Raw genomic sequence first — 20,988 nt, 5'->3', positions numbered from 1 at the left:
AAAAATGTATTTTCAAGATATAGTGGGGGAAAAGATGAGATTAGAAAAACAATTAATAAAAAAGATGTATTATGAGACATTCCTAATGGAGAATGAAACAAAGCCAACTCTTGACGTACTTGGACAAGCTTATGTAAACGAAGAAAAAAATGAGATTTCTGATGGGTCTTATATTCGTTTTGCGCAAGGTGAATTTTATTATCGTCATCAAGATTTTGAAGCAGCTATTTTTAAATGGGAGAAGGTTAGTAATGAATTAGCACCATGGGCACAAAAAAATATTGCGGATGCTTATTTTGAACTTAATCAGTTATCATTTGCTGAAAACATTTATACTTCTATTACTACTGATAATAAAATATTGATGACCGAAATTAGGCTACAATTACTTTCTCTTTACATTGAGCAAAATAATTTTGACTCAGCTTTCGGTGTTATTAAAGAAGCAGTTTCTTTAAATCCTGATTATCCGAACGTAACAAAAATTGCCCGTTCCTTTTATGAGGAACAACAAGATTTTGATAGTGCAGTAGAGCTTGCTGTGAATGAGTTAATTCGAATAGAATCGTATCCGTGGTTTGAGGTGTTAAAAGGATATATCGATAAAGGATTTACTAAACATATTTCACCAGATTATTTTTATGATGCATTAGTTACATTAAATAATGTAGATCAAGTACAATTTACGCAAATGGTTTCATCACTTTGGAACAGTTATAGAAATGAACAAAATTACTTATTATGGCTTAATACAATAAATGAATTTTTCTTACATATTGAAATACAATCGTCTGATATATGGAACAAAGTTTCTGCACTTTACGAAGAAACGTACTTTGCATTAATTCAAGGTCAATATACGCTTAGACAATTAAACGATATCATACCAAATCTGTTAGCAAACTGGTTAAAGGTAGTCAATCCATCTTATGCTGTATTTCCATCTGCAGCTGTATTGGCATGGGATGAGATTTTCCCTTCCAAAATAGATTCAGCAAATATAGAACATGCGGAAAACTTACTGTCACATTCTATTAATCATGTAAATGGCTTAGAGTACAGCTTACACCTTTTTGAATCTATTACACAGTGGGCACAAAAGCAGAATATAGAAATAGGTCACCGATTTAAATGGTTAGTTGACGAGCTCGCAGATTTAAGAACAAATCGTATTTTAGTAACAGGAACTTCAGGGAACGGAAAAACTACATTTATTAACTCTATATTAGGAGAAAATATATTAGAAAAATCAATTTCAAATGTAGTAGTTTTAAAAAATGATGCTCATACAGAAATTAATGCCATAACAGACTCTGCAATTACAACAACGGAAGATGTCTCTGATTACTATAATATGATGTCTCAACACCATCAAACATATAGAGATAGAGCATGTGTTGAATTTAAATTACCATGCAGATTTTTAAATGAAAATAAACTTACATTTGTAGTGACACCTGGCTTTAATAGGAATAACGACACTAGAGATGAAATATTCGAATATTTGAATTCTGTAGACGAATTACTATTCGTATTGAATGCGGATTCACCTTTTACTGACAAAGAACGTGACATTCTATTAAGCATTCAAGAACATACACCAAATTTACAAATTCATTTCTTATTAAATAAAATCGATAACATATACAGTGAAGCAGAAGTGAAAAGAGTATTATATGATACGCAAGCGAGAATAAACACATATTTCCCGCAAGCGAGAATTTTCCCTTACTCTTCGCTATATACAAGTAGTCAACAATTAAATGATTTAACTGAGTTTATTCATTTTAACTTTAATCATAAAAATATGGATGCAGAACGTACTGAAAAGCTATTGTTCTTCATTCGAAAAACAATTACATATCTTTTGGATAAACGCGTTGAGAAAGAAAATAATTTAGTGGATGCGATTAATTGGAATGAAGATATGCTAGTGAAACTAAACGGTAGCATTAATAACCTTACTACATTTGAGAGGGAAAAAATTCATTTCATTACACAATCATATCGTTCAATGAAGACTGAAATTACAAATGATCTTACCGAAAATATTCCGAAGATATTAAAGAGCTGTTCTAATTTAATTAGTGAAGAAAGTGATTTCGGACACATGGATACGGAACTAAATAAAGCAATGAATGAAAGAGTGCATAAATATTTAGAACAAACTGTATTACCTAATCTTGCTCTTTCTATGCAAAATTGGATTGCAACTTCTAATAATGAGCTTCTTCAAAGTCAAACGTATTTAGAAGAACTTAGTGAAGGGCTTAATTCACTATTTGGAGAAAATAAAATACAGTTAGAATGTGACTTTAAAGTGCTTGATGACTGGCGCAGAGATACTGACAGGATGACGACTAGAATACAAATGGATGAAGTAAATATTTTACGTCGATTTACGCCAGCACAATTTTTACTAAAAAGTGCCGGTAAATTATTTGGAGTTCTTCCTAAAAATAAATCTATGCTATATAACAAATATAAACAGTATGTAGAAAATGAAGATTATACTGAAGTAACGGCTTCTATTATGAAGAAATTTTTCTTGCAATTTGAGCTGTTTGAAAACACACAAGAGCGAGATATTAATATATTCTTTAGGAATTCATTTAACTCCTTAAAGCAAGCTGTAGAAAATACGCAATTAGAAATACAAGAAAAACAAGAGATGTTACATAAAATGAAATCAAATCCTGAAGTTTATCATGATTCTATCATGCTCTTTGAATTGAGATTGCGTCAATGTGAAGTAATTTTAAATATAGGTAATGATAATACCTATACAGATGTAGCTTTAGAAACAAGTGTAGAATAAAAGTAAAAGGGAGCAACTGTAATAAGTTGCTCCTTTTTCATATAGATTATTTTTCTGTTTCTTTAATTTTAGTTTGTACTTCGCCAGTTTTAATTTTATTGCTTTCTGAGAAACGTAATAAATCGCCTTCAATAATTTTGTCAGACATTCGTAATTCATTTTGTGCACGTTTAATGAGGGCTTGAGCTTCTTTTTTTGGTAAATCCACAATTTCACCCGTTATACGGTCGTAGAAAGTGTTGTTTTTGTATGCATACTTATCTGTAACGAAGCTACCATCACGTAAAACAACAAAGCCAGTATATTCATCTGAAAACATATCATGGCCAAAACGGATATCATTCGTAAAATCAACACCTAATAAATTTAGAATAGTAGGCTTCATATCGATTTGTCCCGTAGGCTTTGAAATAGTTTGACCTTCTGTTTGTCCAGGAATATGAATATATAAAGGTGTACGTTGTAAATTTAAAGTGTCAAATTCTGTTATTTGATCTTTTTCTAAAAACTGTGCCATTGCACGATTATGTTTTTCGGAAATGCCATAATGATCACCGTATAACACAATAATAGAATTATCGTAAAGCCCCTCGGCCTTTAGACGTTCAATAAATTTTTTTATGGATTCGTCTAAGTAACGTGCTGTTACGATGTAACGATCAAATACGCCATTACCAGAGTTGTATGGTTCAATGAATTTTGTATCTTCATCATACGTAAATGGATAATGGTTTGTTAAAGTAAGGAAACGAGCATAGAATGGTTGATTAACAGTTTTTAATATATCTACTGATTGATCAAAGTATTCGATATCTTTTAATCCCCAATTTAAATTTGTTTCTGGCGTGATTTTGTAATCAAGTTCATTATAGTAACGGTCATAACCAAGAGCGGAGTACATAATATTACGATTCCAAAATGTTGCGTTATTCGCATGAAATACAGAAGTGAAATAACCTTGCTGACGTAAAATTTCTGGAGTTGCAGTATAATCATTGTTACCGTGTGTAAAGAATACAGCTCCTCGATTTAATGGATACAACGACGTATCGATTAGAAATTCAGAATCAGATGTTTTCCCTTGACCAGTTTGATGGAAAAAGTTATCAAAGTAATAACTTTCATTTATGAATTCATTTAGGAATGGTGTAACTTCTTGCCCGTTCACTGATGCGCCTATTAAGAAGGTCTGCAAGGATTCAAGAGTGACGACAATTACGTTTTTTCCTTTCGCTGCACCAAACATATTAGGGTTTGGCTCGCTTTGGTTTGCTTTTACGTAGTTTTCAGTTTCTTGTAATTTACTACTATCAGCAAGTGCTTTTTGTGACCCAGCTTTTACTTGCAGTGTTAAGTCGTATACTTGGTGAGTATATAAGCCTAAATTTTTGACAAGCATGACTCGGTCGAATGATCTTGTTAATAATTCAGGGCGCTCTTTTTCTGCAAGATGTAGATTTGCAAAGAATACACCAATCGTTAAAAGAAAGTATAACAAGCGCGTAGAATGAGTTACACGTTCTGTTTTAAAGACCAATGATTTCTTTTTTAATAGAATAAAGAAGAAAACAATGTCTACGAATGCGAGTATAATTTTGTAGTTTAATATTTCTATAATACTGGCGCCTAATTGGCCAAAGTTTGAGGTTTGTCCAAGTACTGGTAATGTAACGAAATCACTATAAAAATCATAGAACATTACATTTCCAACAAGCACGATTGTTAATAAGAAATTAATACAGAGCGCTATATAATTTCGCTTTTCACCAGTTGCAAATAATGCTAATCCAATAAATGCTAATGATGCGGCTAGAGGGCTAATAAACAAAATGAGCTCTTGCGTTGAAGACTCGATTTTTAAATCAAAACTGAATCGCGTAATAAGATATGTTTTTAACCATACTGCTAAAGCCATTATTATAACAAAACTTATATTTTGCATTTGTAAATTTATTTTGTTATTCATTTTTACACCTTCTTTATATAATTTATTTAACTAAAGTTATATATTATGTTTTTATAACTATTAGAGTGTAATGAACCATTTAGACTTTGTTTTCTAAAGGGAATAATTTGAAGTATTCATATATATACAATGGGGATTTTTAAAGCGTAGTAGCATAAATATAACTCTTTTTGAGAAACGGGCAGAACAAGTCATAGTTGTAGTGAAATTGACTTATAGACATCCTACCATATTAAACACTATGATGATGTTACAAAATATCGAACAAATAAAGGTGAAAATGGATAGAGACTTTTAAAACTGTTGACATTCAATTTATTAGAATTGAATGCCAATCGTTTTAATTATACAGTTATATTACACATGTATTTTGTAAAATCCCGATTTTTTGTCGGTTAATCATTAGCCGGGAAGGATAGGGGGTTTATTAATATACTTTTACTATATGTAAGTAAAGTGTTTTGAAATTGAAAATATTTGACTGACATTTTAATGATAGAAATTAAATGTCAGATAAGTACTTTCCAACATACAGACCACTTGCAGCTGCTTGAGATAATGAATGCGTAACGCCTGAACAATCTCCAATTAAAAATAGCCCATGTATACTAGTTTCAAAATGATTATTAATTCTTATCGTAGGAGCATAGAACTTTCCATCAATTCCATATAGTAAAGTATGTTGATCGATAGGCTCTTGTATAAATTGTTCTAAACGGAATAAAAATTCTTTGAGCCCTTCAATATATAATTGAGGGATTTCTTGATTCAAATCTCCATAATCCCCCTGTAGTGTAGGCTGTATACGATTATGTTCCATGCTGTTTTCCACCGTAGGTTGTTTCTTTAGTAAGTCCTCTAAGCGCTGTATAACAATCCGATCTCGTCCTTGGTTAATGCCTTTAATAATTGAACTTGCGTATACATTTGCTTCTTTGAGAGTTGGAAAATAGCGAGGAATAAATAAAGTGAAATTTAGGTTAGAAGTGCTAGTTCCGTGTTCTCGAAAATTTTGACCGTCAGGCATAACTAAACCTTCTTCGTACTTTCGAATGATGCGTCCCTTTGGATTCATACAGTAAGTAGTTGCTGTGAAATGCTCACCTTGATAAGAAAGTTTTGTTTCAAAAGTATCTTTTAATATAGAACGTAATTGATGTTCTTTCATTTCTACTCTAATTCCTAAATCTACACGTGTTTGCTTCTGAGAAATATTTAGGGAACTGCACATTTCTTTTAACCAATCGGCCCCAGAGCGCCCAGTTGCAAATACTAGTTGCTTAGTTTGAACTGTTCCTTGATTTGTCTCTATTGTAAAATAATCTTCCTGTTTCAGAATATGTTGTACATCTATATGAAATTGGATCTTTATTTTCGTAAGTAAAAAGTCATAGAGCTGCTGAAAAATATTACTGGAAAGTGTAGTACCAAGATGTCTTACTTCTGTTGTTAGTATTTGTAAACCACACGCTTCAGCTCTCTTAGTGAGACTTGAATTTTCAGTAGAATATTTTGAAACCGAACTTCCACCAAACTGACATAGAATTTCATCTACTTCAGCCATGAGTTGTATAAAGCCCTCTTTACCGACTTTTTGCTCAAGTTCTCCGCCAAATCCGTTTGTATAATTAAATTTCCCTTCAGATTTTCCTAAACCACCAAACCCGAAATATTTATCACATGTAGTACAATTACACGCCTTTCCTTCGTCTAACGGACAATGGCGTTCTTCTAGCGCTTTACCTTTATCAAGAATTAAAACTTTTTTGTTACTTTTAGCTAGTGAATAAGCCATAAAAATGCTACTTACTCCAGCGCCGATAATCGTAACATCATACATATTCTTCCACCTGCTAACGAATAGTTTGTTTTTTATTTTTCTAGTGTATAACAATTTTATGAAGTTAAGAAATAGCTTTTATTAATAAAGTGAGAGTTTTTGAACTTGATGCTTTATTAATTTCTACGAGTGGTGGAGTAAATACAAAAATTTTTATTTGAAAGAAGAAACAGTTTAAAAAATAACTATGTCATATGATTAATAACATTTTACATAGAAAAAAACAGACCTTTTAAGTGAAGAGGTCTGTTAATGATTTTAAATCTTATTTAGCAAAAACATGGTTACCGATTACTGCTACTGTTTGACGTGTCGTAATCCACTTGTCTGTTGATGTTTTTGGATTGTAGAAATAAAGCCAGTCAGAATGTACTCCATTTGTGGAGATAGCCTCTTCTACAGCCATTTTTGCTTCTGCGCTTGCAGGCTGATTAATTCTTCCATCTGTAACAGGAGTAAATGCATATCCGTATTTAATAGGTTCATAAATAACGCCTGTTATTGTATTTGGAAAACCTTTTGCATTCACACGATTTAGTATAACTTTCGCTACTGCTACTTTTCCTTTATAGGATTCGCCACCTGCTTCAGCGGTAACTAAGCGTGCCATTAAGTCTTTTTCTTTTTGTGAAATGCTTGAGTTGATTTTTAAATGTTGTCCTGTATAAAGCTTATTTCCGACTGTATTGTTAATTTGTTTTATAGATTGGACAGTGACATTGTAACGCTTTGCTATCGATTCTAATGAATCTCCCGGTTGTACTTGATAAATAATTTGTCCAGAAATGTTCGCAGGCTTGGCGTTTTGAGGAACAGTGATTTCATTTGATTTCACGGACCCTGGAATATGTAACTGTTCGCCAATAAATGTTTGATCGTTTCCTTTATTATTAGCCTGTTTAATGGATTGTATTGAAACTCCGTATTGTTTGCTAATGCCCCAAAGTGTATCGTTCTTTTTTACTGTATGAATGGTAGAAGCTTCAGCTGTACTTTGACTACATACGAATGTAATTGCAGCCGCAGATAAAGGGATTATATGTTTGATTTTTAGTAATTTCATTGTAAATCCTCCTAAGAAAAAATTAAGGTGAAACTATTAAGTAATGTAGTTTGGAATGTATATATATGTAATATATTAATGTAAGTATATTAGCACATATAAAATAAATAATCACTATAAGTTTCATATGCGTGTAGTGTAGAGTCCGAATATGAAATATTGCATATGAAAATACATTGAAGTTCATATTTCTGATTACTATAATCTATTTAGTAGAAAAGAAATACGTTATAGAAATAAAATCATTATATATTAATGTAATGATTAATTATTATTATTATTAATAGGAGGATTAATGTAATGAAGATATTTCAAAAAGTGTGTGCGTCAACTGTAATCATTACAACACTTTTAGGAACAGGAGGTACTATCAATAGTGTACATGCTGATTCTATAGAACAGCAGATTAAATCAGGGATAGAACAAGAAACAGATAAGCAAATCATTGTGAAATTTAAAGCGGATTTGGATTTGCCATATGAAGATGGTATTGAAAAACAAATACAATCTCAAACGAATGATAAAGTAATAAAAGATCTTTTGACAGAATATCCAGATGTAACATTTACTCGTTTATTCACATCTGTAAGCCCGGAACAAATACAAAACCTTGAAGTGAAAGCACCTAATCATGTATCTACAAGTTTATTAAACTACTATATTCTTCAAAATCAAAATAGTGGGTATGAAGAAGAAATAGTAGATAAGTTAAAGGCATCTTCTTTAATAGAAGATGCGTATATGAAGAAACAAGAGAAAATAATGCCACCTGAAGTGCAATCATCAAGTGTAGCTCTTAATCCTAATAACAATCCTAGATTTAAAAAACAAGGTTATCTTGAAGCGGCCCCATACGGTATTAATGCGCCTTTCGCCTGGGAAATTCAAGGTGGTAATGGAAATGGTATCACTTTTGTTGATATGGAATACGGATGGTTATTAAATCATGAGGATTTATTACATCAAAAAATTGAATTAATGTCTGGAAGAAATATAGATCAGCATGTCGGTCATGGGACGTCTGTACTAGGAATTGTATCCTCTGAGGACAATGAAGTTGGGAATATTGGGATTGCGCCAAAAGCGAAAGCAAAGGTTATCTCTCAAATAAGAGATAACGGACAGTATAATACGGCTGATGGAATATTAAGCGCTGTAAATCAGTTAGAAGCTGGGGATGTTTTATTGTTAGAGGCGCAAGCATCTTTCGATGGATATGGTGATAAATATTTACCTGTTGAAGTACAGCCAGATATCTTTGATGCAATTCGTGCTGGTACAGATAAGGGGATTGTAATTATAGAGGCTGGAGCAAATGGGTGGAATGATTTAGACCAGTTCAAAGATAGAAAAGGTAAGCAAGTCTTAAATCGTAATAGTAAAGATTTTAAAGATTCGGGTGCAATTATGGTAGGAGCTGGCTCTTCATCTTTCCCTCATGAACGTATGTGGTTTTCGAATTATGGAAGCCGTATTGATGTGTACGGATGGGGAGAAAATGTAGATACAACTACAGCCGAGCAAAGTAGAAGTGCTGTAAATCTTTATACTTCAAGCTTTAGCGGAACATCAAGTGCTTCGCCAATTATTGCTGGGGCAGCGACTTTAGTACAAAGTATTGCTAAAGAAAATTTAGGACAACCATATAGACCTAGTGAACTAAGAGCAATATTAAGCAACCAGAGCACAGGAACAAAATCTAAAGATCCATATGCAGATAAAATTGGTGTTTTACCAGATTTGAAGTCTATACTAGTAAACTTAGGCTATGAACAAAGAAAACCAAACGGTGGGAATGAATTACAAGTAACAGAAAATGAACCAAATAATGAGCCTAGACAGGCAAATAAAGTTAACTTTCATACACCGGTGAAAGGAACGCTACATAATAGTGATAGAGTAGATGTTTTTACTTTCCAAATTGAATCGCCGGAAAATATTAATATTTCTCTACTAAATGAACAAAATATCGGAATGACATGGGTACTTCATCATGAATCAGATTTAAATAACTATGTAGCATATGGTGAAAATGAAGGAAATGTAGTTAAAGGAACTTATAATGCAAAGCCAGGTAAATATTATTTATACGTCTATAAATATGAGAATAAAGATGGTTCATACGTATTGAACATAAAATAAGTAAAAGGAACTTCAGATGAAGTTCCTTTAAATTTTTCTAATTTAGTATATGTGAATGATTTTTTTAACTTTACTTCTATGCAATATTTCATATTGATGAAATGTTATTTATTTTTTATGAACTAGCTTATATTATATTCAATAAGTTTGATATAAAAACAGAAAAAGAGAGGGATAATAATGAGCAATAAAAAGTTAATTTTGAAATTATTCATATGTAGTACAATATTTATCACATTTGTATTTGCTTTACATGATAAGAGAGTAGTTGCAGCTAGCTCTGTTAATGAGCTTGAAAATTGGTCAAAATGGATGCAACCTATACCTGATAATATCCCGTTATCACGAATTTCAATTCCAGGAACACACGATAGTGGAACGTTCAAGTTGCAAAATCCGATTAAGCAAGTATGGGGAATGACGCAAGAATATGATTTTCGCTATCAAATGGACCATGGAGCTCGCATTTTTGATATAAGAGGACGTTTAACAGATGATAATACGATAGTTCTTCATCATGGGCCATTATATCTTTATGTAACACTGCATGAATTCATAAACGAAGCGAAACAATTTTTAAAAGATAACCCGAGTGAAACGATTATTATGTCTTTAAAAAAAGAGTATGAGGATATGAAAGGGGCAGAAGGTCCATTTAGTAGTACGTTTGAAAAAAATTATTTTGTTGATCCTATCTTTTTAAAAACAGAAGGAAATATAAAACTTGGAGATGCTCGTGGGAAAATTGTACTACTAAAAAGATATAGTGGTAGTAATGAATCTGGAGGATATAATAATTTTTATTGGCCAGATAATGAGACGTTTACCACAACTGTAAATCAAAATGTAAATGTAACAGTACAAGATAAATATAAAGTGAGTTATGATGAGAAAGTAAAATCTATTAAAGATACGATGAATGAAACGATGAATAATAGCGAGGATTCAAATCATCTATATATTAATTTTACAAGCTTGTCTTCTGGTGGTACAGCATGGAACAGTCCATATTATTATGCGTCTTATATAAATCCCGAGATCGCGGCATATATTAAACAAGAGAATCCAAAAAGAGTTGGTTGGGTTATCCAAGATTATGTTAGTGATAAGTGGTCACCGATTCTCTATCAAGAAGTTATAAGAACTAATAAGTCGCTTTAATTTTTATCATAATTTCATAGAAACAATATAACTCTATTAAAAGTCTTGTGGAATTCCCATAAGACTTTTTAGTATTTGATAGTATGAGAATCAAGTTCTTCGAATATAATTATAAGATTAATAAAAAATGTCGATAAATGTCGATTGTTGTTGTAATATAAAACAAGTAAAATATAATATATAGATGGAGTGATTTTGTTGTCTTTTATTAAAAATAGTAAAATTGGAACGAAATTAAATGTGTTAGTCATTATATCGAGTTTGGCTTGTATTATGTTATCTTCACTCGGGTTTTTAGGGCTTCAAAAAGGTGAAAATGCATCTTCTAGTATGTATGAAGAAAGACTATTACCAATTGAATGGATAGGAATTGTAGAATCAAATTTTTACCATGTTAATATGAATTTTATGGAGATTATGATATCGAAAGATGAAAAAAGAATGAAAGAACTCATAATAGAAATGGATAAGACTAGAAAAGAAAATGATGAGCTGTTAAAACAATTTGAAACTAGAATTAGTTCTCATAAAGAAAAAGATTTGTATAATGCGTTTCAAAGTCAATTTAAAGATTTAAGAGTACAAATGAAAAAAGCACAGGATTTGGGACTGACTAATAATGAAGAAGCCTATAGCTATTATTTAAAAGAAATTGACCCTAATATGGAAAAAACAATTCAGTCTATTCGCGAACTTATTTTATATAATAATAATGCTGCTGAACAGCTACAAAAAGAGAATGTTAATAGTGTGAAAAATACAATCATAACATTTGTAATTATTTCATTTGTTGGAATCATAATAATCATTTTTATTGGTTTTATAACAAAAAATGCTATAAAAAAACCAATTGTATTATTACAAAAAGATATGGAACGAGTATCTGCTGGAGATTTAACAATTCGAACTTCTTATAAATCCGAGAACGAATTAGGCCATATTGTACAATCCTTTAATAGTATGTTAGATAACTTGCAACAATTAGTCGGTCAGGTGAAGGTTACGGCGAAAGAAGTGATTGTTTCAACTGAAAATATGCTACAAGAGACGAAAACGGCAGCACATATATCAAACGAGGTTGTTCGAACTACTTCTGAAATAAATAAAGAAATAGAGGGACAAGTGACTAGTATTCAAGAAAGTTCAACTTCAATGGAAGAAATTGCAACTGGTGTTCAAACAGTAGCTGAATCTTCAGCGATGGTTGCTGAAGTTGCTGTTGCAACAATAGACCAAGCAAATTCTGGTAGTGAAGTTATAAAACAATCTATTCATCAAATGAATAGCGTGAATGAAGTTGTCGAAGAAACTTCTAAGGTCATTGATAGACTTGTTACGCGTACACAACAAATTGAAGAAGCGTTAGATGTTATTACTAATATTGCGGAACAAACGAATTTACTTGCTTTAAATGCTGCAATTGAGGCAGCACGTGCTGGAGAAAATGGAAAAGGATTTGCAGTAGTTGCAGCTGAAGTAAGAGGTCTAGCTGAGAAATCTAAAACATCTGTAAATGATATAAATAATTTAATACGTTTTATACATCAAGATACAGAGGATACAGTTCATGTAATGAAAAAAGGTCAACAACAGGCTAGTGGTGGTAAAGAAGCAGCGCATAAGGCAGAACTCGCATTTTCATCTATTATGCAAGATATTAATAGAATAACGACCCAAATTCAAGAAGTGTCTGCTGCCACAGAAGAAATGTCTGCTGGGACAGAAGAAGTAAATGCCTCTTTGTCAATAGTTTCTGAAACTGCAACACAAGTCGCACAAGAAACGAATCGAACGGTACAATCAATTCAAGCACAAGCCACATTGATTCAAGAAATAACGACGAAATCTAATGAAATGAAAAAGAAAGTTGAAAATTTAGAAATGCTAATTTCACAATTCATTATTGAAGAATAAGTCTATTAACATTTATCCCGCTATTTGTCGGGCAGTAAGACCCCTACCTCAAAATTCAGAGGAAGCAAAGAAGTTAGGTAGGAGCCTGCTGCCCGTAAAAGCCCGATTGGTGAGGGCTGATTAAAGTTTCACTTTATCATTAGTATAAAATTTAAGATACTCAACATAGTGCTGTGTTGTACAATTCGAAAAAGGACCTTCATAGGTTCTTTTTTGTAAATGGTGTGAACGATACTTTTCATTATGAAAAAATCAAACTTTTAAATCGGGTTAATTTCAAGTGAAAAATGAATATAATTAACCTTGCGAAAAAGCAATTGGTCTTAAGTGATCAGTTGCTTTTTATTTTTAAAGTGGATGAGCAAAAAAACGCGAAAGTGGTTGGTCCGATTTTTACAAACATCTATTATGATAAGAGAAGAAAGGTAGTATGTTATCAACGTTTTAAAGAGGAAGGTTTTTATGTAAGTTCTTTAATTAAAATAGATGGGTCTTAGAGAGGTGAAAAGACAATGAGTTTTGCAATTTCACTAGTCGTTATTATTGTAATTGTATCGCTATTTGGGACTGTACTAGTTGCAAGAAACGTGGAGGATAATTATGGAAAGTCTACAAAGAGAAATGTGAAAAACTTATCTGCAATCTATATTCTTCTTCTTTTTGTTCTACTGGTTGGGGTAACATGGTATGTGGTAATGATTTGATAGTTTGTGAAAGAACTGAAATGAGAGTATGAAGTTGGAATTTCAGAAGCTATCGAGTAATCAGAAAGAGAACTATTTTGGATATATCCATTTACGGATAAGAAAATGTGACTAATTAATACTATTTTTACGGTGAATACTGTTAGTAAAAAATGAGGATAGTTCGTTTTGAAAGGAGGGAACTAGATGGAATGGAAACCAAATCGTGCAGATAAGACACCTGTATATAAACAAATTGCTGATTATATTGAAAGAGGCATTTCTTCAGGTGAATTTCCTTCTGATAGTAAGTTACCTTCTGAGCGTATGTTAGCAAAGGAATTACAGGTGAACCGGAGTACAATAGTAGCTGCGTATGAAGAATTAAAATCACTTGGAGTAGTAGAACGGCAAAAGGGAAGCGGAACACGGGTCAATACAGACATATGGGGTGTCTCACATAAACGAATACCGAACTGGGGTAGGTACGTGGAGGACGGATCATTCTTACCTAACGTACCACTCGTTCAACAAATTCGAACGGAAACACAAAAAGATGATTTAATTAATTTAGCAAGTGGTGAACTGTCACCAGAATTAATTCCAAGTGATAGATTTCGAACAATTTTGTCAGAGAAAATATTTATGGAAAACCTCGGTTATGACCATCCACTTGGAAATGAGATGTTGAGAAAAACAATTTCAGCACATGTTCAGCAATATAAACAAATTGAAGCAGATTCAAGCTCTATTCTTATTACGTCTGGAGCACAACAGGCGCTTAATCTTATCGTTCAATGTTTATTAAAACCTGGCGATGCGATCGCGATTGAAGATCCTTCGTATTGTTTTTCGCTTCCAATGTTTAAATCGGCCGGTTTAAACATATTTCATTTACCTGTTGATGAGCATGGAATGAATCCAGATGACTTAATCGATTTGCACAAAAAGCATCGCATTCGTATGGTGTTTTTGAATCCAGATTATCAAAATCCAACTGGAACTGTGCTTTCATTAGCGAGACGTAAAAAGATTTTAGAACTGTCTTCTGAATTTGGTATACCTATTGTAGAAGATGATCCGTATAGTTTAACTTCATTTAATGGAGAAGTGAATCCGACATTAAAATCAATGGATCAAAATGGGAATGTTCTTTATATAAGTTCATTATCAAAAATTGTTGCATCAGGATTACGTATTGGCTGGGTAATTGGTCCTACGCGCGTAATTGAGCGTTTAGCAGATGCAAAGCAACAAGTTGATTTTGGCCATAGTGTATTTACGCAGTGGGTAGCAAATCAGTTTTTAGAATCAAAGGATTTCCATACACACATTACGATACTTCGTGGACAATTGAAGCAAAGAAGAGATGAATTAATTGCAGAGCTTGAAGGAACATTGGGAGACCGAGTTGAATGTTTCGTGCCAGAGGGTGGAATACATGTATGGTGTAAAGTGAAAGGAAAGTTTGATGAATATAACTTATTAGGTAAATCTATACGGAATGGTGTCGCATTTGTTCCGGGCAGTGTTTTAGGTTCGAAAAATGAATATATACGATTTACGTTTGGTAGAGCGAATATAGAACAAATTCAAATTGGAATTAAACGGTTTGCCGACACGCTAAATGAGATTTCATAATATGGATATGTGATTGTAACTGGCATACTCATTAGTATACTAATACCGTATGGAACGAAATTTATTTTTTAAATGTAATGGAGATGATAACAATGACAACATGGTTTATAGTTACATTATTTGTTTTTGGAGCTATTAAAGTATTAGTTTCTAGCATGCCCACTTCTGTTGTAGAATCAATTATTAGTAAATTTGAATTGCATCAAAAGCTTGAGGCGGAAAATACTTCTATATCGATAGATGGAAAAAATATAGAGGGAGAAATGAAACTACAAGTTATTCATGAATTTAATGAGGCTTTGTTTTTAGATAAACATTATTTCCCACCGCACGGAGAAGGGATACCAATAGTCATTGATACGAAGAAAGGGAATAAAGAGATTAGATTTTCTCTATATAGCTATGAGGAACATGTTGATGTCATTAAGCAATATAAGAAGAAAGTCGTTGCCTATCGTTTACGCTCTAAAAGCCTTCAAACATTGGCACCATTAGCAATAACGGAAGAGTATGCTTAAGAAGGGACCTATAATGGTCTCTTTATTTTTTTATCCAATTATATACGTTCCAAATAAAAGAATGAAAAATCATATAACCAAATAAAGAATATGTATGGTTCCAATTCGCACTATGTACAAAGAAACCTAAACTTTCAGCAATCTGCTCAAAAAGGCTAGCACAAATACCGATTGAAATAATAAATAAAATTCTAGAAACCTTAGATAATTTTTTTGAAATGTGTATAAAGATAACTGTTAAAATCGGCAGTACGAACAATGTAAAAGCTATATTAACCGAAAATGTGGATGAGAAGGGCCTAGCCGGAAAGGAATATATTTGTTTATTAACAAAAAAGGCATCTAAGCAAGTTCCAATAATAGAAGAGAGAAAGGTTGTAACTACTAATGCTAGAAACTCATTCTTCTTCTCGGAGGAGGACATTTTTCTTTGCGAGAATGGCGAGTTCAATTTTTTCGAGTGTTTTGCAGTAGTCTTCTGTAATTTGTCCATTTATATTTTCCTCCTTATCAACTAAGTAATTTACAACTTGCCAATCAGTAAACCAATCTTTATTGTCAACTTCTTCATGCTTCATATCTCGCCATGCATAGATGAGTGCAGGGCTGTATATGCGATAAGCATCATTTCGTAACTGGCATTTCTTTATTCGGCGCTTATAAAACTCACGGGAAAAAGATTCATTTACACTCGAAAATAAATGGGGCCAGTAATCTTTCCTAGATCCTGTATGCGGATGGTGTTGAGCCCAGCTTATTATTTGAGATAAAATATGTGTATCTCGAAATAATAATGAGTACAATCTTTTTCCAATTAATATCCGTTCATGTAAGGAAGTGAAATGTTTCATTGTATCACCAAATAGTAATACTTTTTGTTTCTTATCATTTTCGTAGAATGGGAAAAGGATATGATTAAACTGAAAGAAATCAAAGAGTTTAAATCCAATACTATTTAGTACAGTCTTTTTAAATTGTCCATTTTGAATCACTCTTTTTTCTAAGTAGTTTTGTTCATTAATAATAGTTGCAATCGCTAAAGTTTTTTTGTTACCTGTTTTCCAAAAATGGTTCCACATCGTTTCCATAAATGTAGAAACATTTAGGTGAGAAAGAAGGTGAAATAACTTTTGTGATCTCTTTACACTTTGTTCGTAAAGTAAAAATTGAGGATATACATCTTGGAAAATAAGCCAATTCCCTCTTTCTAAAAAAGAAAAAAATATGAATTGATCTTTTTCTGATAAAATTCTCGTATATAAATCGCCCTTTAAATCAGTCATATTCCAACCGCCGTTACGTGATACCATATGTCCAAGCAGTGCCCAATGTATTTCTGGATATTGAATGTAAAATTGGTAGTATGCGCGTGTTCTTGTAACATTATTTTTATTTAGTTGTTCTGTTTGTATTTTTATTTTGTTGATGATGAGTTGTTCTTCTTTCGTTAATTTATACATGGTGTCAGAAGGAATAAGCTTGCTTTTTTGTTTTAATTCATTTTTTACGTCGAATAGGGAGAGGGGCAGTGCTTTGGAAGGTCCGTTATATGTATGATTTGAATTGCTTAGATCCATTCCGTTACCTCCCTTTTTCATAAATTTAAACATGATTATTGGCTATGAATCATTCTATTTATTTTATTACGAGTATAAGAAATAAATGAGCGGTGTTTTTTACAAGGAATTTATTTATCATGAAAACCGTATAAAAAATCTTACTGTTGTGAGATGAAATGAAAAACAGAAACTATGTTTAATAGTTTCTGTTTTTTTATTTTGTCAATTAAATGTAACAAACGACGATTATGATTTGAATCAATTGAAAATAATTCAATAAATATTATTTAAATTGAGATGTTTCGTAGGAGGAAAAAGAATGTTAAATAAAATAATTTTAATTACTGGTGGGACAGGTTCGTGGGGGCATGAACTTATAAAACAACTATTAGAAAAATCACCGAAAGAAATTAGAGTTTTTTCAAGAAATGAAACGGTTCAGTTTGAAATGCAGCAACAGTTTATAAATGATGATAGGTTAAAATTTATTATTGGAGATATTCGTGATAAAGATCAACTAGTCTATGCTTGCCAAGATGTACATTATGTGTTCCATCTTGCAGCTTTAAAACATGTTCCAGTATGTGAGTATTATCCTTATGAAGCTATAAAAACCAATATACATGGTACGCAAAATGTAATTGAAGCCTCTATACAGATGCAAGTTGAAAAAGTTATATATGTTTCAACGGATAAAGCAGCTGATCCATCAAATACGTATGGGATGACAAAAGCAATTGGTGAAAAATTAATGGTTCATGCGAATATACAAACGAAGAAAACAAAATTCATTTGTATTCGTGGTGGAAATGTTTTAGGAACGAGTGGAAGTGTAGTACCACTTTTTAAACAACAAATTAAAAAATCTTCACAAGTAGGGATTACCGATGCCAATATGACTAGATTTTTCTTAACAGTTGAAGATGCTGTTGGGTTGTTATTTAAAGCCGTATCTCAAGGTAGAGGCGGGGAAATCTTTGTTATGAAAATGCCGGCATGTAAAATAACAGATTTAGCAGAATTATTAATTGAAGATTCGGGAAAAGAAAACATTAAGGTAAAAGAGGTAGGGATAAGACCGGGTGAAAAATTAAGTGAAATGCTTCTATCTGAGGTAGAGAGTAAAACAAGTATAAGTTTTGATCAAAATTATTTTGTGGTACTACCGACTATTCCTATAGAAGGACTTCAAGAATATTATTCTAGCTATCCTCTAGTGGATGTGAAGAGTTTTAGTTCTCAACAAGACTTACTTGAAAAACATGAGGTGAAACAAATGCTATTAAAAGGAGGATTTTTGCGATGAAAAAAAATGCGAGCCTTTTGATAACTGGTGCAAATGGTTTCACAGGACGCCATGCTTGCCACTATTTTTTAGAGCAGGGCTTTCATGTAATTCCTATGTTTCAAAATCGTGCACATAGAGAAAAAATTAGAAATGGTATTACTTGTAATTTAACTAATAAGAGCGAAGTAATGAAGGTGATGAAACAAATAAAGCCAGACTACGTATTGCATTTAGCAGGAAGGAATTCGGTCATAGAATCTTGGACAGCTGCCCTTGAATATATAGAGATTAATGTAATAGGAACGTTATATTTATTAGAAGCAATTAAGCAAGAAGCCTCGCATTGTAGAACATTAGTTATAGGATCTGCTTTGCAAGCAAATAGTATGAACGAAATAAAAATTTCAAATCCATATAGTTTAAGTAAAACGATGCAAGTCATTATTGCAGAGGCTTGGGGAGGATTAATGGATTCAAATATTATCATTGCAAAGCCCTCAAATTTAATTGGTCCAGGAGTATCGAATGGTATTTGTTCGATTCTTGCAAAGAAAATGATAGAGATAGAATCAGGTACAAGTAAAGCTATTATCGAAGTAAACAGTTTGAAAGATAGTAGAGATTTTGTAGATGTACGTGATGCGGTCAAAGCGTATCATGTGTTATTACGAGATGGAATAAATGGAAAACAATATAATATCGGATCAGGAGTAAAACGGTCTTTATTAGATGTACTAGAACAATATAAAGAATTAACACAACTAAATTTTTTTATAGAGGAAACAGAGAAAAAAGGGAGCGACTCAAATGAGAGTTTAGCAATAGAGGAAATAAAAAAGTTAGGTTGGATCCCAGAAATTGAATTTCATCAATCATTAAAAGATGTACTTGAGTATGCGAAATGTAGTGACATCTACATGCAATGAAAAACAAAAAAGGATGTAAGAAATATATGAATGGTTATGAAGTAATAGATAATCAAAATACGCTATATCTTTCAATTGTTGATACGCAGGACTGGAGAGATGAAAAAGCGCATGTATTGCTTATTTATGAGGCAATACATAAATATCAAGCGTATGTAGAAGAAAAAAGGGTTAATCGAATAAAGTCAGCATTAGAGACGGAAACTAGGTATGTGATTCAAATCTTTGCTCAATACGAGTGTAGTGAGTATGGAAATGATTTTTATGAACTCATTAACGATCTTTTACAAGATATAGAGGTGGAGTTAAGGATTTATATAAAAAATAATAAGTTTATTTACATTTAAAAGGTAAAGAGAAAGCTAGATTTTTAATAATAAAGGTGGGTATAAGTTATGAGCAAAACGATTCTTTTTACTGGGGGCGGTACAGCCGGACACGTTATGATTAATATTGTATTAATTCCTAAATTTATAGAGAAAGGATGGAGAGTCGAGTATATTGGATCCAAAAATGGAATTGAAAAATCATTAGTGCAAAATGTTAAATACAATAGTGTTTCAACGGGCAAGCTTAGGAGATATTGGGATTGGGAGAATTTTAAAGATCCTTTTAAAATTATACGCGGTTGTTTACAAAGTTATAATTTAATTAAGAAAACAAAACCTGACGTTATCTTTTCAGCAGGAGGATTTGTTTCAGTTCCTGTAGCTATAGGAGCATGGTTAAATCGTGTGCCTATAATTATACGTGAACCAGATAGCACATTAGGGCTTGCCAACAAAATAGCATTACCTTTTGCTACAAAGCTATGCACAACATTTCCTCAGACAGGAGAAAATGTAAATAAGGAGAAGAAGGTTTATGTAGGACCAATTGTAAGGGAAGAAATTGAGAAGGGTAATGTATTACGAGGAAGAAGATATTGTGAATTTCAGCAAGATAAACCAGTATTATTAATTATGGGTGGGAGTCAAGGTGCTAAGTGGATAAATGATATGGTAAGGGAATGTTTAGATACAATACTATTAAACTTTAATATTATTCATATATGTGGTAAAGGGAAGATAGACCCATCTATTGGCACGGAGGGGTATATGCAATTTGAATATATAGGCGATGAGTTGCCGCATATACTAAATATGGCAAGTGTTGTAGTTTCAAGAGCGGGTTCTACTGCTATTTCTGAATTGTTATTTTTGAAGAAACCGATGTTGCTTATCCCGTTAACTAACAGTTCCAGTAGAGGAGATCAAGTTTTAAATGCTGAATATTTTTCACGGCAAGGATATGCGGAAGTTATACTCCAAGACAAAGTAAGTACGAATACATTTATACATGCAGTAAATAAGTTGTATACAAATAAGGATAAATATATTCAAAACATGAATGGATATAAGAAAACAAATGATGAGGGGATTCATCATTTAATAGATATAATAAATGAAGTGGTGAAGTAATAGAAATGT

At 32.3% G+C, this 20,988-nt stretch carries 16 protein-coding genes; 11 read left to right on the top strand and 5 right to left on the bottom strand.

The window, feature by feature from the left end:
* Positions 1-34 precede the first annotated feature (34 nt).
* Positions 35-2,818, top strand: coding sequence for a dynamin family protein (locus tag AXW78_RS17835; RefSeq protein ID WP_001235315.1), 2,784 nt, complete (start codon positions 35-37; stop codon positions 2,816-2,818).
* Between the two features lie 46 nt (positions 2,819-2,864).
* On the opposite strand, the gene AXW78_RS17830 is transcribed toward AXW78_RS17835, so the two are convergent.
* The 3 genes from AXW78_RS17830 to AXW78_RS17820 form a co-directional block, all read right to left on the bottom strand.
* Positions 2,865-4,784 (bottom strand): LTA synthase family protein, encoded by a 1,920-nt coding sequence (locus tag AXW78_RS17830; protein WP_001060334.1) that lies wholly within the window; start codon positions 4,782-4,784, stop codon positions 2,865-2,867.
* Between the two features lie 502 nt (positions 4,785-5,286).
* Positions 5,287-6,624: an NAD(P)/FAD-dependent oxidoreductase gene (locus AXW78_RS17825; protein ID WP_061884510.1), complete on the bottom strand. Its 1,338-nt coding sequence runs from the start codon at positions 6,622-6,624 to the stop codon at positions 5,287-5,289.
* A gap of 265 nt (positions 6,625-6,889) precedes the next feature.
* Positions 6,890-7,687, bottom strand: coding sequence for a cell wall hydrolase (locus tag AXW78_RS17820; protein ID WP_000771012.1), 798 nt, complete (start codon positions 7,685-7,687; stop codon positions 6,890-6,892).
* Positions 7,688-7,987: 300 nt separating this feature from the next.
* Here AXW78_RS17820 and AXW78_RS17815 point away from each other — a divergent pair, with 300 nt between their 5' ends.
* From AXW78_RS17815 to AXW78_RS17785, 6 genes are all read left to right on the top strand, one after another.
* Positions 7,988-9,829 (top strand): S8 family peptidase, encoded by a 1,842-nt coding sequence (locus AXW78_RS17815; RefSeq protein WP_061884509.1) that lies wholly within the window; start codon positions 7,988-7,990, stop codon positions 9,827-9,829.
* 180 nt (positions 9,830-10,009) lie between these two features.
* The gene (gene plcA, locus AXW78_RS17810) at positions 10,010-10,990 is read left to right on the top strand and encodes a phosphatidylinositol diacylglycerol-lyase (RefSeq protein WP_061884508.1); all 981 of its coding nucleotides are present in this window, start codon (positions 10,010-10,012) and stop codon (positions 10,988-10,990) included.
* Between the two features lie 198 nt (positions 10,991-11,188).
* Complete coding sequence (locus AXW78_RS17805; RefSeq protein WP_000008148.1) at positions 11,189-12,904, top strand: methyl-accepting chemotaxis protein; 1,716 nt, start codon at positions 11,189-11,191, stop codon at positions 12,902-12,904.
* A 512-nt stretch (positions 12,905-13,416) separates the two neighbouring features.
* Positions 13,417-13,608, top strand: coding sequence for a hypothetical protein (locus tag AXW78_RS17795; protein WP_000006453.1), 192 nt, complete (start codon positions 13,417-13,419; stop codon positions 13,606-13,608).
* Positions 13,609-13,794: 186 nt separating this feature from the next.
* Complete coding sequence (locus AXW78_RS17790) at positions 13,795-15,228, top strand: MocR-like pyridoxine biosynthesis transcription factor PdxR (RefSeq protein ID WP_061884507.1); 1,434 nt, start codon at positions 13,795-13,797, stop codon at positions 15,226-15,228.
* A gap of 92 nt (positions 15,229-15,320) precedes the next feature.
* Positions 15,321-15,746, top strand: a complete 426-nt coding sequence (locus AXW78_RS17785; protein WP_000214631.1) for a YfmQ family protein — start codon at positions 15,321-15,323, stop codon at positions 15,744-15,746.
* Positions 15,747-15,768: 22 nt separating this feature from the next.
* On the opposite strand, the gene AXW78_RS32605 is transcribed toward AXW78_RS17785, so the two are convergent.
* Together AXW78_RS32605 and AXW78_RS17780 are read right to left on the bottom strand one after the other, a co-directional pair.
* Positions 15,769-16,170 (bottom strand): CBO0543 family protein, encoded by a 402-nt coding sequence (locus tag AXW78_RS32605; protein WP_116777535.1) that lies wholly within the window; start codon positions 16,168-16,170, stop codon positions 15,769-15,771.
* Positions 16,145-17,323, bottom strand: coding sequence for a DUF2515 domain-containing protein (locus AXW78_RS17780; protein ID WP_000366099.1), 1,179 nt, complete (start codon positions 17,321-17,323; stop codon positions 16,145-16,147). Before AXW78_RS17780 ends, AXW78_RS32605 begins: the two co-directional genes overlap by 26 nt.
* A 301-nt stretch (positions 17,324-17,624) precedes the next feature.
* Between AXW78_RS17780 and AXW78_RS17775 the strand changes: the two genes are divergently transcribed.
* Genes AXW78_RS17775 through AXW78_RS17760 form a run of 4 tightly spaced genes read left to right on the top strand, consistent with a single transcriptional unit; the run spans position 17,625 to position 20,979 of the window.
* Entirely contained in the window at positions 17,625-18,611 is a 987-nt protein-coding gene (locus AXW78_RS17775) for a UDP-N-acetylglucosamine 4,6-dehydratase family protein (protein WP_000932600.1), read from the top strand.
* The gene (locus AXW78_RS17770; RefSeq protein ID WP_000739081.1) at positions 18,608-19,519 is read left to right on the top strand and encodes an SDR family oxidoreductase; all 912 of its coding nucleotides are present in this window, start codon (positions 18,608-18,610) and stop codon (positions 19,517-19,519) included. Before AXW78_RS17775 ends, AXW78_RS17770 begins: the two co-directional genes overlap by 4 nt.
* The gene (locus tag AXW78_RS17765; RefSeq protein WP_074593605.1) at positions 19,516-19,866 is read left to right on the top strand and encodes a DUF6572 domain-containing protein; all 351 of its coding nucleotides are present in this window, start codon (positions 19,516-19,518) and stop codon (positions 19,864-19,866) included. The genes AXW78_RS17770 and AXW78_RS17765 overlap by 4 nt, the downstream gene beginning before the upstream one ends.
* A gap of 48 nt (positions 19,867-19,914) precedes the next feature.
* Complete coding sequence (locus AXW78_RS17760) at positions 19,915-20,979, top strand: undecaprenyldiphospho-muramoylpentapeptide beta-N-acetylglucosaminyltransferase (protein WP_061884506.1); 1,065 nt, start codon at positions 19,915-19,917, stop codon at positions 20,977-20,979.
* Positions 20,980-20,988: the final 9 nt, after the last annotated feature.

Source organism: Bacillus thuringiensis, assembly GCF_001595725.1.
Lineage (GTDB): Bacteria > Bacillota > Bacilli > Bacillales > Bacillaceae_G > Bacillus_A > Bacillus_A thuringiensis_K.
Note: the sequence above shows the minus strand (reverse complement) of the source record. Positions and strands in the feature narration are given on the sequence as shown.

What these genes read in the sequence shown, in the direction of transcription:
- AXW78_RS17835 (WP_001235315.1), top strand. Translation starts at nt 35, where the DNA reads ATGAGATTAGAAAAACAATTAATAAAAAAGATGTATTATGAGACATTC.
- AXW78_RS17830 (WP_001060334.1), bottom strand. Translation starts at nt 4,784, where the DNA reads ATGAATAACAAAATAAATTTACAAATGCAAAATATAAGTTTTGTTATA.
- AXW78_RS17825 (WP_061884510.1), bottom strand. Translation starts at nt 6,624, where the DNA reads ATGTATGATGTTACGATTATCGGCGCTGGAGTAAGTAGCATTTTTATG.
- AXW78_RS17820 (WP_000771012.1), bottom strand. Translation starts at nt 7,687, where the DNA reads ATGAAATTACTAAAAATCAAACATATAATCCCTTTATCTGCGGCTGCA.
- AXW78_RS17815 (WP_061884509.1), top strand. Translation starts at nt 7,988, where the DNA reads ATGAAGATATTTCAAAAAGTGTGTGCGTCAACTGTAATCATTACAACA.
- plcA (WP_061884508.1), top strand. Translation starts at nt 10,010, where the DNA reads ATGAGCAATAAAAAGTTAATTTTGAAATTATTCATATGTAGTACAATA.
- AXW78_RS17795 (WP_000006453.1), top strand. Translation starts at nt 13,417, where the DNA reads ATGAGTTTTGCAATTTCACTAGTCGTTATTATTGTAATTGTATCGCTA.
- AXW78_RS17790 (WP_061884507.1), top strand. Translation starts at nt 13,795, where the DNA reads ATGGAATGGAAACCAAATCGTGCAGATAAGACACCTGTATATAAACAA.
- AXW78_RS17785 (WP_000214631.1), top strand. Translation starts at nt 15,321, where the DNA reads ATGACAACATGGTTTATAGTTACATTATTTGTTTTTGGAGCTATTAAA.
- AXW78_RS32605 (WP_116777535.1), bottom strand. Translation starts at nt 16,170, where the DNA reads ATGTCCTCCTCCGAGAAGAAGAATGAGTTTCTAGCATTAGTAGTTACA.
- AXW78_RS17780 (WP_000366099.1), bottom strand. Translation starts at nt 17,323, where the DNA reads ATGGATCTAAGCAATTCAAATCATACATATAACGGACCTTCCAAAGCA.
- AXW78_RS17775 (WP_000932600.1), top strand. Translation starts at nt 17,625, where the DNA reads ATGTTAAATAAAATAATTTTAATTACTGGTGGGACAGGTTCGTGGGGG.
- AXW78_RS17770 (WP_000739081.1), top strand. Translation starts at nt 18,608, where the DNA reads ATGAAAAAAAATGCGAGCCTTTTGATAACTGGTGCAAATGGTTTCACA.
- AXW78_RS17765 (WP_074593605.1), top strand. Translation starts at nt 19,516, where the DNA reads ATGAAAAACAAAAAAGGATGTAAGAAATATATGAATGGTTATGAAGTA.
- AXW78_RS17760 (WP_061884506.1), top strand. Translation starts at nt 19,915, where the DNA reads ATGAGCAAAACGATTCTTTTTACTGGGGGCGGTACAGCCGGACACGTT.